Source organism: Mucilaginibacter sp. BGA-UO-ETr-C110, assembly GCF_059567985.1.
On the sequence record NZ_JCAQPB010000002.1, the window covers coordinates 485396 to 500960 of the forward strand.

Annotated in this window: 14 protein-coding genes; 4 read left to right on the top strand and 10 right to left on the bottom strand. The window is 39.7% G+C overall.

The window, feature by feature from the left end; genetic code table 11:
• Positions 1-139: 139 nt before the first annotated feature.
• From AC57BQ_RS03520 to tgt, 3 genes are all read right to left on the bottom strand, one after another.
• Positions 140-1045, bottom strand: coding sequence for a DMT family transporter (locus AC57BQ_RS03520; RefSeq protein ID WP_496409454.1), 906 nt, complete (start codon positions 1043-1045; stop codon positions 140-142).
• Entirely contained in the window at positions 1042-2145 is a 1104-nt protein-coding gene (locus AC57BQ_RS03525) for an LptF/LptG family permease (protein WP_496404950.1), read from the bottom strand. The genes AC57BQ_RS03520 and AC57BQ_RS03525 overlap by 4 nt, the downstream gene beginning before the upstream one ends.
• Positions 2146-2228: 83 nt before the next feature.
• Complete coding sequence (tgt, locus tag AC57BQ_RS03530; protein ID WP_496404951.1) at positions 2229-3359, bottom strand: tRNA guanosine(34) transglycosylase Tgt; 1131 nt, start codon at positions 3357-3359, stop codon at positions 2229-2231.
• A 284-nt stretch (positions 3360-3643) separates the two neighbouring features.
• Here tgt and AC57BQ_RS03535 point away from each other — a divergent pair, with 284 nt between their 5' ends.
• The 3 genes from AC57BQ_RS03535 to rsmG are packed head-to-tail and all read left to right on the top strand — an operon-like array spanning position 3644 to position 5974.
• On the top strand, positions 3644-4762 hold the full coding sequence (locus AC57BQ_RS03535) for a glycosyltransferase (RefSeq protein WP_496404952.1): 1119 nt from the start codon (positions 3644-3646) through the stop codon (positions 4760-4762).
• Entirely contained in the window at positions 4753-5358 is a 606-nt protein-coding gene (locus AC57BQ_RS03540; protein ID WP_076375015.1) for an RNA polymerase sigma factor, read from the top strand. The genes AC57BQ_RS03535 and AC57BQ_RS03540 overlap by 10 nt, the downstream gene beginning before the upstream one ends.
• The gene (gene rsmG / locus AC57BQ_RS03545) at positions 5348-5974 is read left to right on the top strand and encodes a 16S rRNA (guanine(527)-N(7))-methyltransferase RsmG (RefSeq protein WP_496404953.1); all 627 of its coding nucleotides are present in this window, start codon (positions 5348-5350) and stop codon (positions 5972-5974) included. Before AC57BQ_RS03540 ends, rsmG begins: the two co-directional genes overlap by 11 nt.
• Before the next feature lie 79 nt (positions 5975-6053).
• Here the strand turns inward: rsmG and AC57BQ_RS03550 are convergent, their stop codons facing one another.
• Positions 6054-7964 (bottom strand): energy transducer TonB, encoded by a 1911-nt coding sequence (locus tag AC57BQ_RS03550; RefSeq protein WP_496404954.1) that lies wholly within the window; start codon positions 7962-7964, stop codon positions 6054-6056.
• Positions 7961-8338 (bottom strand): BlaI/MecI/CopY family transcriptional regulator, encoded by a 378-nt coding sequence (locus AC57BQ_RS03555; RefSeq protein ID WP_419699117.1) that lies wholly within the window; start codon positions 8336-8338, stop codon positions 7961-7963. The genes AC57BQ_RS03550 and AC57BQ_RS03555 overlap by 4 nt, the downstream gene beginning before the upstream one ends.
• 178 nt (positions 8339-8516) lie before the next feature.
• On the opposite strand from AC57BQ_RS03555, the gene dprA reads away from it, so the two are divergent.
• On the top strand, positions 8517-9614 hold the full coding sequence (gene dprA, locus AC57BQ_RS03560) for a DNA-processing protein DprA (protein ID WP_496404955.1): 1098 nt from the start codon (positions 8517-8519) through the stop codon (positions 9612-9614).
• 87 nt (positions 9615-9701) lie between these two features.
• Here dprA and AC57BQ_RS03565 read toward each other — a convergent pair whose 3' ends face one another.
• From AC57BQ_RS03565 to AC57BQ_RS03585, 5 genes are all read right to left on the bottom strand, one after another.
• Entirely contained in the window at positions 9702-10178 is a 477-nt protein-coding gene (locus AC57BQ_RS03565; RefSeq protein WP_090464883.1) for a SixA phosphatase family protein, read from the bottom strand.
• 119 nt (positions 10179-10297) lie between these two features.
• The gene (locus AC57BQ_RS03570; RefSeq protein ID WP_496404956.1) at positions 10298-10963 is read right to left on the bottom strand and encodes a porin family protein; all 666 of its coding nucleotides are present in this window, start codon (positions 10961-10963) and stop codon (positions 10298-10300) included.
• 117 nt (positions 10964-11080) lie between these two features.
• Complete coding sequence (locus tag AC57BQ_RS03575; RefSeq protein ID WP_496404957.1) at positions 11081-12046, bottom strand: glycosyltransferase family 9 protein; 966 nt, start codon at positions 12044-12046, stop codon at positions 11081-11083.
• A 66-nt stretch (positions 12047-12112) separates the two neighbouring features.
• Positions 12113-13795: a helix-hairpin-helix domain-containing protein gene (locus AC57BQ_RS03580; RefSeq protein ID WP_496404958.1), complete on the bottom strand. Its 1683-nt coding sequence runs from the start codon at positions 13793-13795 to the stop codon at positions 12113-12115.
• Positions 13796-14269: 474 nt separating this feature from the next.
• Positions 14270-15400: an outer membrane protein assembly factor BamB family protein gene (locus AC57BQ_RS03585; protein ID WP_496404959.1), complete on the bottom strand. Its 1131-nt coding sequence runs from the start codon at positions 15398-15400 to the stop codon at positions 14270-14272.
• Positions 15401-15565 lie beyond the last annotated feature (165 nt).

Below are 15565 nucleotides of genomic sequence, written 5' to 3' on the forward strand. Positions count from 1 at the left end.
CCTACCAGGGTGTGTCAGCATTAAAAACAGAAGGAAATGGGGCTGGATTTTGTGGCTTTTACGAAGGCAATAGCAAGGCATGAATAGCCGGATATTTATAAAGAAATAAAACTGCAGAGAAGCGAAAAAAGAAGAATTATTATCTTAATCTTCTCTTGCTGATTTGTTTTCGGGCTACCGGATATAGGAATATCGTAGACAAAATAATGACTGCTCCTGCCCAGAAACCCATCGTCATTTTGTTCATATCACCAAAAAAAATAAACGACATCAGGATACCATAAACGGGTTCGAGGTTAGTGATGAGGGCGACTTTGAAAGCCGAAAGTTCACGCATTACAGATACTCCCGCAACATAGGCAAGCGACGTGCAGATGGTGCCAAGGAGCACTAAGTATCCAATGTCGCTGGGTTTTAAAATGAGCGATCTGTTAAATCCCTGGGTCAGTAAAAGGTATAGGGAGATCCAGAAAAACGCTCCGGTTAATTCATAAAAAGCAATGATAGGCGCCTCATTTTTCTTGACAAATCTTGAATTGATGATCGAAAAAAGGCTGGCACAAACGGCACTTGCAAGCCCGGTAATGATGCCCTTAGTGTAATGTGATTCAAATTTAAATATCAAAACGATACCGGTTATGATCAGCAACCCGGCCAGGATTTCCAGTTTTGAGATCTTTGTTTTATTCAGTAAAGGTTCAAATATGGCCGTAAATAAAGTAATGCTGGAGAGGCAAACCAGCGTTACAGGAACGGTGGATAGCTTGATAGAAGCAAAGAAAAGTACCCAGTGACCACCTACTAAAGCGCCCGTAAAGGCCATTTTTAGAAAGGTTTTTTGGTCAACTTTGATAGCTGTTTTGTTAAAATTGAAGTATAAAAACAGTGATATCACGGCGATCATCACCCTGTACCACACTAATGGTACTGCCGAAATAGTAATAAGATTGCCCAAAATACCGGTAAATCCCCAGATAAAAACAGTGAAATGGAGTATAATTAAGTTCTTGTTAAGGCTTCCTTTGCTACTGTTTGTAACCACTATTTTGGTGCTTTTAGAAGTAAATAATAGCCGAGCAGACCAAATGTGGTATTAGGAATCATGACGGTAAAAATAGGAGGCACACCGCCTTTTATGGAGAATACGATAGAAAATCGCTCTACAATAATGTAAGCGAAGCAGAGTAAAATACCGATCCCAAGGGGTAAACCAACACCTCCCCGTACCTTGCGTGACGACAAAGCTACGCCCACAATGGTTAAAACATAGGCCGATAGCGGGTATATAAAACGATGATATTTTTCGTAATAAAGGTTGTTTAACACCTCTGGCCGGCGCAGTTTTTCCTTATCTATATTCTTGTTCAGATCGCTTAATGACATAGCCGCGTATACATTATCATACACGATAAAGTCGCTCGGGTGCATGTCAAGCGTGGTATCTTTTGGCGTTGTGCTGTTGATATACTGCTCTTTTAGGCCGTTTATATACTTAACAGTGTAGTTTTTTAATGACCAAACTCTTTTAACCGAATCGTAGGTAACCTGGTTGGCAATCAATTTTTCGCGAAGGGTATCACCATTGAATTTCTCCATAATAAACTGGTAACCAGTATGTACGGTTGGGTCATAGTTTTGCAGGTATACAAAGGTGTGTTTGTCTATCTGCATATGTACCTCAATCTTGGTTGGGTCATTATCGGTTATACCGTTGGCGTTCTCAAAGTCGTTTTTTAGGTGATTGGTGAAAGGAATCAGGTATACGTTGGCAAAAAACGATACCACAAATATGATACTTGAAGCTATAAAATAAGGTCTTAAAAAGCGGTTAAAACTGGCCTTGCCGCTCAAAATGGGTACAATTTCTGTTTGGTTAGCCATCTTGGCCGTAAAGAATATCACCGCCAAAAAGTTAATCAAGGGCGACAGCATATTCAGGTAAAAGGGGATAAACCCGGCATAGTACTGAAACACGATATCATGGAGTGAGGCGTGTTTACTGGTGAAATTATCTAGCTTCTCAGATACATCAAACACTACCGATACCGCGGCAAAAATACCCATAGTAAACACAAAAGTGCCCAGGTATTTGCCCATAATAAACCTGTCAATAACCTTCAGATACCGGTGTATAAAAGCCTTCATCCTTTAGTTTAGTTGTTTATGATTAGCCAAATTGATACCATAAAATTATGTTTATTGCCCCTCATCTTTACGTTGTCCTTCTGTTATAATCGTTGACCAAGCTGTTTAACCATGATGTTTTTCCAGTTATAAAACTCGCCGGATATGATCTTTTTACGGGCCTCCTTAACCAGCCACAGATAAAAGTGGAGGTTATGCAAGGTAGCAATTTGCGCTCCAAGCATCTCACCCGAATGTATTAAATGGCGTAAATATGCTTTTGTATAATTCTTATCCGCAAACAGCTCGCTATCACTTTCAATAGCCGAAAAATCATTTTTCCACTTCTCGTTTTTGATATTGATGATGCCATTTTTAGTAAAAAGCATACCATTACGGGCGTTACGGGTTGGCATAACACAGTCAAACATATCAATTCCCAGGGCTATATTTTCCAATATATTAATAGGTGTGCCTACACCCATTAAGTAACGTGGTTTTTGTTCCGGCAATATATTGCAAACAATTTCTGTCATGGCGTACATTTCTTCAGCGGGCTCACCAACTGAAAGTCCGCCAATGGCATTGCCTTCACACTCATAAGAAGCAATAGCTTCTGCCGATTTTATACGCAGATCTTTATAAACAGATCCCTGTACTATAGGGAAAAGAGTTTGGCTGTAACCATATTTGGGCTCGGTACTGTCAAAACGATCACAACAACGTTTCAGCCAGCGGTGAGTCATGTCAATAGATCGCCTGGCGTAATGATAATCGCATGGATAGGGGGTACATTCGTCAAAGGCCATGATGATATCGGCACCAATAATGCGCTGGATATCCATTACATTTTCCGGTGTAAACAAGTGTTTTGAGCCGTCGATATGTGAGCGGAAAGTAACCCCTTCCTCCTTGATTTTACGAACTTCGGTCAGAGAATACACCTGGTAACCCCCGCTATCTGTTAAAATAGGTCCATCCCAGCCATTAAATTTATGCAATCCTCCGGCTTGTTCAAGCGTATGAAGACCGGGTCTGAGGTATAAATGGTAGGTATTTCCTAAAATAATTTGCGCTTCTATATCATTTTTAAGCTCGTGCTGATGTACTGCCTTTACAGTGCCGGCAGTACCAACGGGCATAAATATAGGGGTTTGTATAGTGCCGTGATCGGTGGTAATTTCACCTGCGCGGGCTTTCGAAAGCGGGTCTTGTGCTGTTAAATTAAATTTCATTTTGAGGTTGCAAAATTAACAAATAAAGCCGGTTTGCTTAAATGGTTGACAATGAAATATTCAACAGCGTAAAACAATGCGTACTTAGTTTAAATCATTGCATCTTCTGATACCTTCTTTGAGCCAGACTATCAAGGATGGCGAACTTTTTTCTCCTTTATATCTGATTGATCTGTGAAGTGTGGAAAAAAATACGTCAGTGTGTGTAATAATCACGAAATAAACCCATGCCGGCCACTTTTATTCCGGTGATTTTTAACAAATTTGCCTGATATTAAAACTGATTGGAAACTTATATACACAACGCACTTTTTATTCTTTTTCAGCTGTGTTTTATCGTTCAGCTGTATTACCTGATAAGTAATCATAGCCGCCTTTCACGATATAAACCAGCGGAGCAATTACCTGAGGTATTGATACCTGTTTCGGTAATTATCAGCGCACGCAATGAGGCAAAAAACTTGCAGGAAAACCTGCCTTTGATATTGCAGCAAAACTACCCTGATTTTGAAGTAGTGGTGATCAATGATTGCTCTTACGATTCATCAAATGATGTTTTGGACGATATGCAACGGGAGTATCCACATTTAAAAGTGGTTACCATAACGGAGCATGATCGCTTTAAAACAGGGAAAAAATTTGCCCTTACCCTCGGAATAAAGGCTGCGAAAAATGAGTATATGTTGTTTACAGATGCCGATTGCAAGCCTGCCTCGATAAACTGGATAACGCGTATGGCCGTTAATTTTAGCACCAAAGCCCAAATCATTTTAGGTTATTCGCCCTATTATAAAACCCGTAATTTTTTGAATCCCTTTGTTCGGTTCGAAACAATTAAAACAGCGATAAACTATTTGTCGGGTGCACTCAACGGCGATCCTTATATGGGTATTGGTCGCAATTTAGGTTATACCAAGACCTTGTTTTTTAGTCAAAAAGGTTTTGCATCACATATGCACGTCATCTCTGGTGATGATGATCTGTTTGTAAATCAACACGCCACCGCGGATAATACCATTATTGAAATACACCCCGAAACTTTTACTTATACCAGTGCGAAAACAACCTTAGCATCGTGGTACAGGCAAAAAAAACGCCACATGGGGGTTGGTAAATTGTATAAAAATAAGCACAGACGAATGCTCAGCTTTGATGCCATGAGCGGTTTTCTGTTTTATGTTTTGCTTATAATATCCCTTGTTTTTAAATATGAGGCTTTGCTGGCACTTGGTTTGTTTACTTTCAGGCTGATATTACAGCTAATTATATACAGTAAGATATTTAAAAAGCTCGACGGTAAAGATCTGATATGGTATTTGCCATTTTTTGATATTATATATTATATGTATTTAAATGTTTTTGGGCTGATCGGGACATTTTTAAAAACAACCCAATGGAAATAAACGCCAACTTTACCGATAATGCGAAGAATGATTTTCACCTGGTGGTTAGGGCCCGCGAAGGTGATCAAAAGGCTTATGCCGATCTGATGCACCGGTACAAGGATTCTATTTATTTTATGGTTTTAAAAATGGTTAACAACAAGGAGGATGCGATGGATCTTACCGTGGAAACCTTTGCCAAAGCTTTTGAAAAGCTGGATAAATACCAACCTGATTATGCTTTTAGTACCTGGTTGTTTAGAGTAGCTACCAATAATTGTATCGATTTTATCCGTAAAAAGAAGCTGAATACCCAATCTATCCACGGGATGACCGATGATGATGGGGATGAAAAACCCTTACAAATAAAGGCTGATGTTTTAAATCCCGAAGAAACATCTATCAAAAAGCAACAAACACAAGAGCTCAAATTATTGATCGAAAGCTTGCCTCACCGTTACAGAAACCTGATCACGCTGCGTTATTTTGATGAATTGTCATATGAAGAAATAGCCCAACAGCTCGATTTGCCATTGGGTACGGTTAAGGCGCAATTGTTTAGAGCCAGGTACTTACTGGGTAATATCATTAATCGTTTTAACAGGGATGACATCTGATATCGTATTTAAATATTTTCCGGATCTGACCGCGAAACAACGTTCTCAAATTGAGCAGCTGCCGGAGTTATACAACTTATGGAACAGCCAGATCAATGTGATATCACGCAAAGACATCGACCTTTTGTATGAACGTCATGTATTGCACTCGCTGGGAATTGCGAAAATAATGTCCTTTTTACCAGATGAAAGCGTGTTGGATGTGGGTACAGGTGGAGGATTTCCGGGTATTCCACTGGCTATTTTATTTCCCGAAACCCGGTTCCATTTGGTTGATTCCATTGGTAAAAAGATAAAAGTGGTGCAGGAAGTAGCTAAAGCCTTAGGCTTAACCAATGTAAAAGCATCGCACCTGCGTGCCGAGCAACTGGATGAAAAATTTGACTTTGTAGTATCAAGAGCGGTTACCCAGCTCAAAGATTTCTATCCCTGGGTACGAGGCAAATTCAATAAAGACTCAAAAAATACTTTAGCTAATGGGATCCTATATCTAAAAGGGGGTGATCTGGAGCAGGAAATCAAAGAGTCGGGGCTGAAGGTACAGCAGTATCACCTTAAAGACTATTTTACCGAAGAGTTTTTCGAAACCAAGCAGGTGATCTACGTGAAAGGGTAGGCTGATAATGCCTTTACATGGAAAAATGCCGAAGCGGTTTTAGCCGTTCAGCATAAGCTTAAATAGATATTTAGTGGCACTAATTTTTGCTTTTGTATCCGACCACTACTACTCTCGCGACACTGGAAAAGTCTTTTCCCGCATCTTGATCTTCAGTGGATATGCCATCTAAACGATAAGCAATAACAATGTTATATGTGTTGGGTGTTACATTCTCAATAGTTCCGGTGTAAGATTTAAGGGCTCTCACAACTTCTTCATCGCAACCAGAACCAATACCTTTTGATACGATGATGTCATCTATCCGATGATTATCATTAAGATGGAATTTGACAGTGATATCCCCGGTAACTTGATTATTCCTGGCAACTGTTGGATATCTTATTGTTTTTGCAAGATACGTTGACAGTACAGTAAATGGGTTTTCAGGAGGCGGAGGCGGAGGTCTTTTTTCAGCCGGAGCCTTGATTACCGGAGGAGGAAATTTCACTACCTGTGTTTTTGGTGCGGGTTTAACTTTTTTTGGTAGTGGAAATTTCACAATGCTTACTTTTGGTGTTTCTGCTGTTGGAGCAGGCGGAACAGGTGGCGGCGGTGGAGGCGTTTTTTGTTTACCAATATAAGTAGGTTTTTTTACGACTGGAGGAGTGCTACCAGAACTTGGTCTTGGTGGCGGAGGTATAGTATATCCCAGTGAACCTATTACATAGGTATTGAATTCGGCTCCTGACTTTTGTATATCAGCTTCATATTTAGGTGCTTGTCCATAATAATCGGTAAAAAAGGTGATAGCCAATTTGTGCTCGCCGGTTTTGTCGTTAACTGAGCCATTGAATGACCGGAATGATGCTAATACCGCCTCGCTAAAAGCATTGCCTGTACTTTTTACGATCTGAGTGTTGGATATTTTATGGTCTGTGCCCACATTAAAAGCTACGATCACTAAACCTGATTGTTTGTTTTTTAGGTCGGCTTTAGGATACTTTTCGGTTTTGTTCAGGTGGGTAAAAAGGTCATCGTACCCGTTTTTTACCATAATAGGCGGTGGTAAATACTGTTGTTTTGATTGCTTTACTTTTGCTGATGAGTCGATAGCAATACGTTGTGGCACCAGATCAACCAGCGCATAGGTTTTACTGAACCCAAGAGTGGAGGCGCAAAGGGCCGCCACACAAATAGGCACAGCTACGAGGTATTTTAGCCTGGCTAAATTCCCCGAACGTTTTTGGTTTAACATAATGATCCTCTTTTTTAATAGGTTATAATTGAAAAATGAATGCGTAACCGATGAGCCATTAAGTCCATAAGCATTGTTTACCAAAAACGAAGAGTAGGTGAGCGTGTCTCTTTCAAAGGCTGCCGTTTGCTCATCAGCGATGTACTCATGCACGGTTTTGAGACTGTTTTGTAGCAGGTAAACAAAAGGATTGAACCAATTGATGATCTTGATGAATTCCAGGAACAACACATCGAGCGTATGTTTTTGACGAATATGCACCATTTCATGCCGGATAATGATGTCTGTACCTTTCAATTTCGACCCGATAAACAGGTAGTTAAAAAACGAGAACGCGGTATTGGAATCTTCAATCGGTACAATTTTATATCTGTCGGCGGCTATTTTACTAGCGGTTTGTACCATTTGTGCCAGTTTATATAGTTTGAAGATGAGTATAGTTACTAACAGCATAACCCCAAGACAATAGGCATAAATAACGATATCCTGCAGACTGATAGAGAAGTTTGTTGCCTGGTTTGCGGTTGGTTTTAACCCGGTGGGTACAATAAATACTGTGCTAACTACTCCCTGATCCACTGGTTTTAGCATGCCTACCTGTACTAATGGCAACAGAAAAGATATGATACAACTTAATAAAAGATAAACCCTGTTTAGCGTATAATAGGTTTCTTTATTTAAGAATATGCAGTACCCGGCATAAAATACAGCAAGGTAGATATTCGCTTCGAGCAGGTAATGCAGCCAATTCATGATTTTTGATTTTTAAGTTGATCAATCAATGAGGTTAATTCGTCAAGCTCTTTTACACCCAGCTTTTTTTCGTCAACAATAAACGATACCAGGCTTTGATAGGAGTTGCTGAAATAATTCTTCATCATCTTATCAAATGTGAATTTTTTATACTGGTCATCAGTAACAAGCGGGTAATAAACATGCGAGTTGCCATATGCTTTATGGTCAATAAAGCCCTTACCCTCCAATACCCTTACCACAGTTGATACCGTGTTGTACGCAGGTTTTGGATCGGGCATTTGCTCAATGATATCCTTCACAATAGCCTCTTTAAGTTGCCAAAGTATCTGCATCACTTGCTCTTCGGCTTTGGTTAATTCTTTTAAGTTCATAGTAAACTATTTTTATAGTTTGGTTTAATAAAGGTATAAACTATTTATATAGTTTGCAAACTATTTTTATAGTTTTTTATTTATGCTAATATTTTTAGGAATTTTTATATTTTAGATGTGAATAGAATGGCAGATTTAAATGATGATCTGTCTATCTGAAATTTGCACATTTATTAATATGTCATTACTACACAGAGTAGCTTTATCACTTGTGAAAAATTTGGGTCCGGTATCGGCTAAATCATTGATCGCTTATTTAGGCAGTGAAGAAGAAGTATTCAGATCTTCCGTAACAAAAATGACCAGGATACCTGGTATCGGCGATAAAAAAGTAGCCCAATGGGACTTTGATGACGCCCTCAAAAAAGCCGAAAAGGAGTTGCTATATATTGAAAAGCATGGTATAGAACCCATATTTTACACAGACAGCAAGTATCCGAAGCGGTTAAAGAACTGCGGTGACTCACCCATATTATTGTATGCAAAAGGGAGTATGGATCTAAATCCGCAGCATGTGGTCAGCATTGTTGGTACACGTAATGCCACCGACTATGGCCGGTTATTGTGTAAACAGCTTATAGAAGAATTACAACAGTACAATGTTTTAATAGTAAGTGGTTTAGCCTTAGGTATTGATGTTGCTGCTCATAAAGAATGCCTGAAACAAAATATGCCCACAGTTGGCGTATTAGGTCATGGGCTCGACAGGCTTTACCCCAGCCAGAACCGGGCTACGGCCGATAAAATGCTGGAGAATGGTGGTTTGCTGAGCGAATACCCATCAGGGACTATACCCGATAGGGAGAATTTCCCCCAGCGTAACCGTATTGTAGCTGGTATTGCCGATGCTACTGTAGTGGTTGAGGCCGGCATAAAAGGAGGAGCGTTAATAACAGCCGAAATTGCAAACTCCTATAACCGCGACGTATTTGCCTTCCCCGGTCGCCTGGATGATAAATACTCTGAAGGGTGTAACTTCCTGATACGTAATAATAAAGCTGCTTTACTAACCTGTGTAGCCGACCTGGCTTTTAGTTTAGGTTGGGAAAAAGGAGATAAAGCTAAACCAATTGATCAGTTTGTTTTACCCATTGATCTTTCGAAAGACGAACGTTTGATATTTGACATTTTACAACAGCACCAATCACCTTTGGCTATTGATGACCTTACCATCAAAGCTAATATGCCCATGAGCATGTTGGCGATGAATCTACTCAATATGGAAATGCAGGGTTATATCCAATCATTACCCGGGAAAACCTATAAAGTGAGTTAGGTTATACGTTTTACGTTAGGTATTTGATTAATAGTTGGTTGAGAGATTAGATATTACGTAGAACTTAAAACGTATGACGTACCACATCTACCCCTTCGGTGAATCATAAAAGGACAAATGCCCGTCCTCATTACTGATGGAACGCCAATCATCATTATCAAAACTGATCAATGCAACGGCGCAGGTAGGTACATCACGCAATTGACCTGTCAGGTAGTGTAATAGTTGACTTATACCCGGGTTATGACCAACCAGGCCAATATATCCATACTCATTCGGCAGGTTATTGATCACATTTACCAGGGTACGTTCGCTTGCTTCGTATATTTTTATATCGGTATGTGATGGCGGCAATTGCAGATGCTCGGTAAATATCTGCGCTGTAGTTAATGTGCGCAATGCCGGACTAGTCACCACTATTTCTGGAACAATAGATCGATCTTTTAAAACGTCGGCCATCAGTAACGCATCCTGCATTCCGGATTGTTTTAGAGGGCGGTCAAAATCCACATAACCGCTTTCATGAGTTGCCTTGGCATGGCGAATTAAAATTAGTTTTTTCATGTTCCAGTATAGGTTTATTTATAAAGATAACAGCTAAGCTTTAATAAGTTTTTGATATTATAAATAAAAAAGAGGGCCCGAATAAACCCTCTTTTTTGATCTGATTTTAATAGGCTAGCTTAAAACGCATAACCTATAGAAACACCAAATACACAGGTTTTTAATTTGCCGCTGTCGGCGGTTGGAGATATGTTAGTTAAACCCAGGTCATAGTTTACATTAAAAAGTAAGCCGCCTTTTAGTTTAATTCCAGCTATGGCGTTGGCACCATACTCCATAGATTTAAGACTGTTATCGTCATTGCCGCCAAATTTAACATCTTCGCTTGCGGTTTGTCCGCTTTGAGGATCGGTGATCTTTACTTTGCCCGAAATTCCCCTTGCAGCGTAGGGCCCTGCACCAAAATAGATATCACCAACAACCACTGGCACATGATACACGATATTTACAGGTAATTGTAAATAAAGCAGGTTGATTTTTCCTGTACCTTGTTCAATTTCAACATCAACATTTGGGTCGCTGTTATCGGTAAAAGAGGCTCCGTTAAATTTTCCACCCTTACCGCTAAGATTAAGAGCTGGTTGTACGGAAACATTGCCAAATTTAAAATCAACAAAAACGCCCGCGTTAAAAGTGGTTAAAGAGCTGGAATTAGCACTAAGACCGCCAATTGATGCATTCAAGGTGGCAAAGTTAACACCGCCTTTAATTCCGATTGTTGGTAACTGGGCAAAGGTTACAAGTGATGCACCCGCTAAAAGCAGGGAGAGTAGGAGTTTTTTCATACAAAGTGATAAGATTAATAATTTACCAGCAAAAGTAAATAAATTAATCAATCACCCAAGAAAACATTCTATTGATATGTGTGTTTTAATGTAAGTTTATGATTATCAGTAGTTTGTCTATTTGTTCGCGAATCGAATAATTTCATCTTCGGGCATATCATTCATACACTTGAAGTGGCCCAAAGGGCATTTCTCCAGACCGAATTTGGAGCATGGACGACAGGATAATTCGATGCCAGCAACCAGTACATCTTTAACCATATAAGGTTGCACACCCAAAAGATCTGGTACTGTGCCCCCCCAAACAGATACTATTGGCCTGTTAAAAGCCTCGGCAATGTGGGTAAGACCGGTGTCAAAACCAATGATACTTTTAGCCTTAGATACCAGGAAAACTGATTCATCAAGTGAGGTAACACCGCAAGCGTTATAAACTTTAGCCCCAATTGCGCCGGCTATAATGTCGCCATTAGCTTTTACATCGTTACCTCCTAATAATACAACAGGGCTATTTAGTTGCCGACAAATGCTGATGATCTTATCATTGGGCATGCGTTTGGTAAAATGCGTGGCCCCAATTACAAATGCCACATATCCAGTCTGGTGCGATAGGGGTAACAAATTATCTAATTGATGATCAGCTTTGATATAATAATCAATAGGCTGCCCGTCATTAACCACACCTAAAAATTTAACCGCTTTAAGGTAGCGGTCGACCAGGTGAGTAGGGGGGATCAGCTTTAATTTAAACTTTAAACTTAGCCATTTTTTTACAGGCTGTTTTTTGTATGTCGACGACCGGATACCTGTGCGTAGTTTGATGATAGCGGTACGCAGATTATTATGAAGATCTATAATATAATCGTAGCGTTCAGCTTTTATTTCATCAATAGTTGCTGATAATGTGGGTTTTAGCAATAGTAATTTATCTACATAAAGATTACTATCGTAAATGTACTGGAAAGCCGGTTTGGTTAAAAAATGGATCTCGGCTCCAGGTATCTGCTTCTTGAGGCAGCGAACAACCGGTGTGGTATAAATAATATCCCCCATCGAACTAAAGCGGATCACCAGTATCTTCATTTAATTTTGAATTAGTGAGTGGTGAGTTTTTGAATTAGTGAGTGATCAATGATGAGTTTTTGAATTTTAGCTTTTGAATTTTGACTTTTTTTCAAATACTTTGGTGATCTCAGGTAATGATAAGGCGTTAAGACACATCTCTTTATATAAACCACCTTTGCGTGCGGCTAAAATACCAAAGCGCATGTCCAGGAAACCTTCTACACGGTGAGCATCGGGGTTGATAGATAACCAAACGCCTTTTTCCAAAGCATATTGGTGCCAGCGCCAGTCGAGATCGAGCCTTAGCGGGTTGGCATTAATTTCGATCACCACATTGTTGGCCGCGCAGGCATCGATCACTTTTTTATAATTGATCGGATACCCGCCCCGACTTAATAATAGCCGGCCAGTTGGATGGCCTAATATGGTAGTATAGGGATTTTCAATGGCTGTGATCAATCTTGAAGTGGCTTTTTCCTCATCCATTTTAAGTATGGAATGCACAGATGCTACTATAAAATCAAACTTTTGGAGTATCTCATCCGGATAGTCAAGCGAACCATCATATAAAATATCCGACTCGATACCTTTAAAAATGTGGAAGTCACCGAGCTTTTTATTTAAATGGTCAATCTCTTCCTGTTGCTGTAAAACCCGTTCAATACTCAGGCCCTTCGCGTAAAACGCGCTTTTACTGTGGTCACACATACCCAGGTATTCCAGCTTTAAGTTATCACGGCAGTAAAGTGCCATCTCTTCAACCGTGTTTACCCCGTCGCTCCAGGTACTGTGATTGTGCAGGCTGCCTTTGAGGTCATGCGTAATGATCAGCGTAGGCAGTTCATTTTTTTCGGCCTTTTCAATAAAGGTAGTACCCTCGCGCAGTTCGGGTTGCATCCAGGCCAAACCGGCTTTGGTATAAATGATCTCTTCAGATTCAGGTTGTTCCAGTGGTACGTTAATGCGCTCTAACACAGCCTGAACATGATCATCTGTACCCGTATTGATGAATAACTCGTTGAAATAATCGGCTTTGTCAACACAAATGATATCAACCAGTAATCCATTTTGGAGTTCGCCTCCTATATGGTTTTCATTCAAAGAAACATTAGTTAGAATTTTTGACTCTAACAGGGCATTATAAGCTACTTCCTGGTTTATGCTGCCAACAACGATCACGATCTCGGTGATGATCTCACTTAACCGGCGAAATTCACCGGCAAAATGTTTCAACGCGTCAGGGAAAATGGCTTTTATTTCATCCATAAGCTCATTGGCTTCCTGTTCTACCTGGGCGAACAGAAATTTGCCGTTACTGGCCATCCGGAATTCGATCGCTTTGCGTATTTCTTCCTGTGTTTTAAGTCCGAAACCTTTGGCCTCTATCAGGCGGTTTTCGTTACAGGCATAAAAGAGTTCGCCGGTATTTTCAATACCCAGATCTTTCCAGATAATAGCCACTTTTTTAGGGCCGATACCTTTAATACCCATCATCTCAACCACCCCAGCTGGTGTATTATCCAGTAATTCCTGCATTTCGGCGATAGTGCCGGTTTCAAACAGTTCGATGATCTTGGATGCAATGCTTTTGCCTATACCGTCTACTTTTTCCAGTTGTTCCAGTGTTTTACCGGCAATAGGGAAGGGTAGCTTATCAACTTTAAAAGCTGCATTGGCCACCGATTTTATTTTGAATGGATTACCCTCATGCAATTCCATGAGTTGTGATAGTAAACGAAGCGTGCGGGCTATGGGTTTATTTTCCATAATAATATTGAGGTCGTAAAAATACAAAAAGCCATTTGCTTTTTTTAGTTCAATGATTCATTAGTTCAGTGGTTCATTAGGTTGGTCTTATAACCCCAAAACTTTTTAAACCTTAAATTTTAACACTTTTTTAGTCGAAACAGGGCAAAAAAGCGTTTCATTTGCTCGTTTTAACAAAGTTTTAACGCCATTTTAACACTTTTTAACAAATTTTTGATGGGTTTTGAAAGGTTTAAAAAGTATTAAAATATTGATAGTCAATAATTTATGTTAAAAACGGCTTGTTTTTGGCTGTGTTTTCCCTTAACTAAACAGCCCGGTTTTCCTTTATAGCGGGAAAACCGGGCTGTTGTATATACAAAAATACGCAATATTAAGGAGGATACCTACCGGAGTCTGATAAATAAAAAAGCTGCCCATACAAGCAGCTTTTGAATTAAAATATAAACTGGAAAGATCGTATTATCAGTGTGTTTATTTGGCAATAACTACCAGTGGTCTGGATGTATCGAGACTATTGGTTAGCGCGAATTTCCAGCTTTCGCTGCCGCTATTGGCATCTAATACATAAAAGAAATTAGAACCGCCGCCGCCGGCATACACTTTGCCGTTAACTACAGTAGGTATGGCGCCGTTGGCATTAATCAATTTTTTCCAAACCTCTTTGCCGGTAGTAGCATCAACAGCATAAATATTTCCGTCATCACTGTTGATGTATAATTTTCCGTTGGCATAGATAGGGCTGGAGGTAAAACCCTGGTTGTCCAGGCTTTTCCATATAAGGCTTCCGTCGCTTTCTTTAATAGCGTATAAACTTCCTGATTTGCTGCTATCACCAATTTTAAACCAACTTGCAAAGTAGATAACACCATTGTTAATAACCGGCAAGGCATGCTCCATAGAAATGCCATCGGTGCTGAAACTCCATTTTAACTGACCGGTAGTCTCATTTACAGCGGTTAAATAGCCATTTCTTGAACCTATTAATACAACACCATTTGAAATTACCGGACTCGATTTAACAATGACACTGGACGTATCATACTTCCATTTTAAATTCCCGGTTGCAGCGTCAATGGCATAAAGGTTACCATCGGTACTGCCAATATATACTATGCCGTTGGCAACTGCCGGATTCGAATCAACATTGCCAGCAGTTTGAAACTTCCATTTTAAAGTACCTGTTATGGCATCTACTGCATACACAAAATGATCATCACTGCCAAAATAGGCTACACCATTAACCACAGCCGGACTCGAGATCACCGTGCTCTGTGTTGTGAATTTCCATTTTAATTTACCCGAAGCCGCATCAAGCGCATACAGATTATGATCGGTATTGGTAGTATACAAAATGCCGTTTACCAGCGTGGGTGCCGAATAAGAAAAATCGCCGCTTGATTGATATTTCCAAACCAACGCGCCGTTTTGAGCATTAAGGGCATATAGGTTTTTATCCTGGGCTCCAACATAAGCAACATCAACTTTGTCTGGTGTCGGAGAGTTTGGTTTAGAATCCTTTTTACAGGATACAACTGAAGAAAGTGATAATAGAACAGAACAATAAAAGAAATACTTTTTTAAGGAAAGGTAATGGATGTTCATGTGCGATAGATTATTGGTGATATAACTGTTTAATCATAAGTATATTATCCGGTATGTTATAAAACATCGAAATATATTATAGTTGACTAATAATAAATAGGAAGGTTTAATACCCCGATTAAATAAAAAAAGCTGCCCATACAAGCAGCTTTAATCAAAATATAA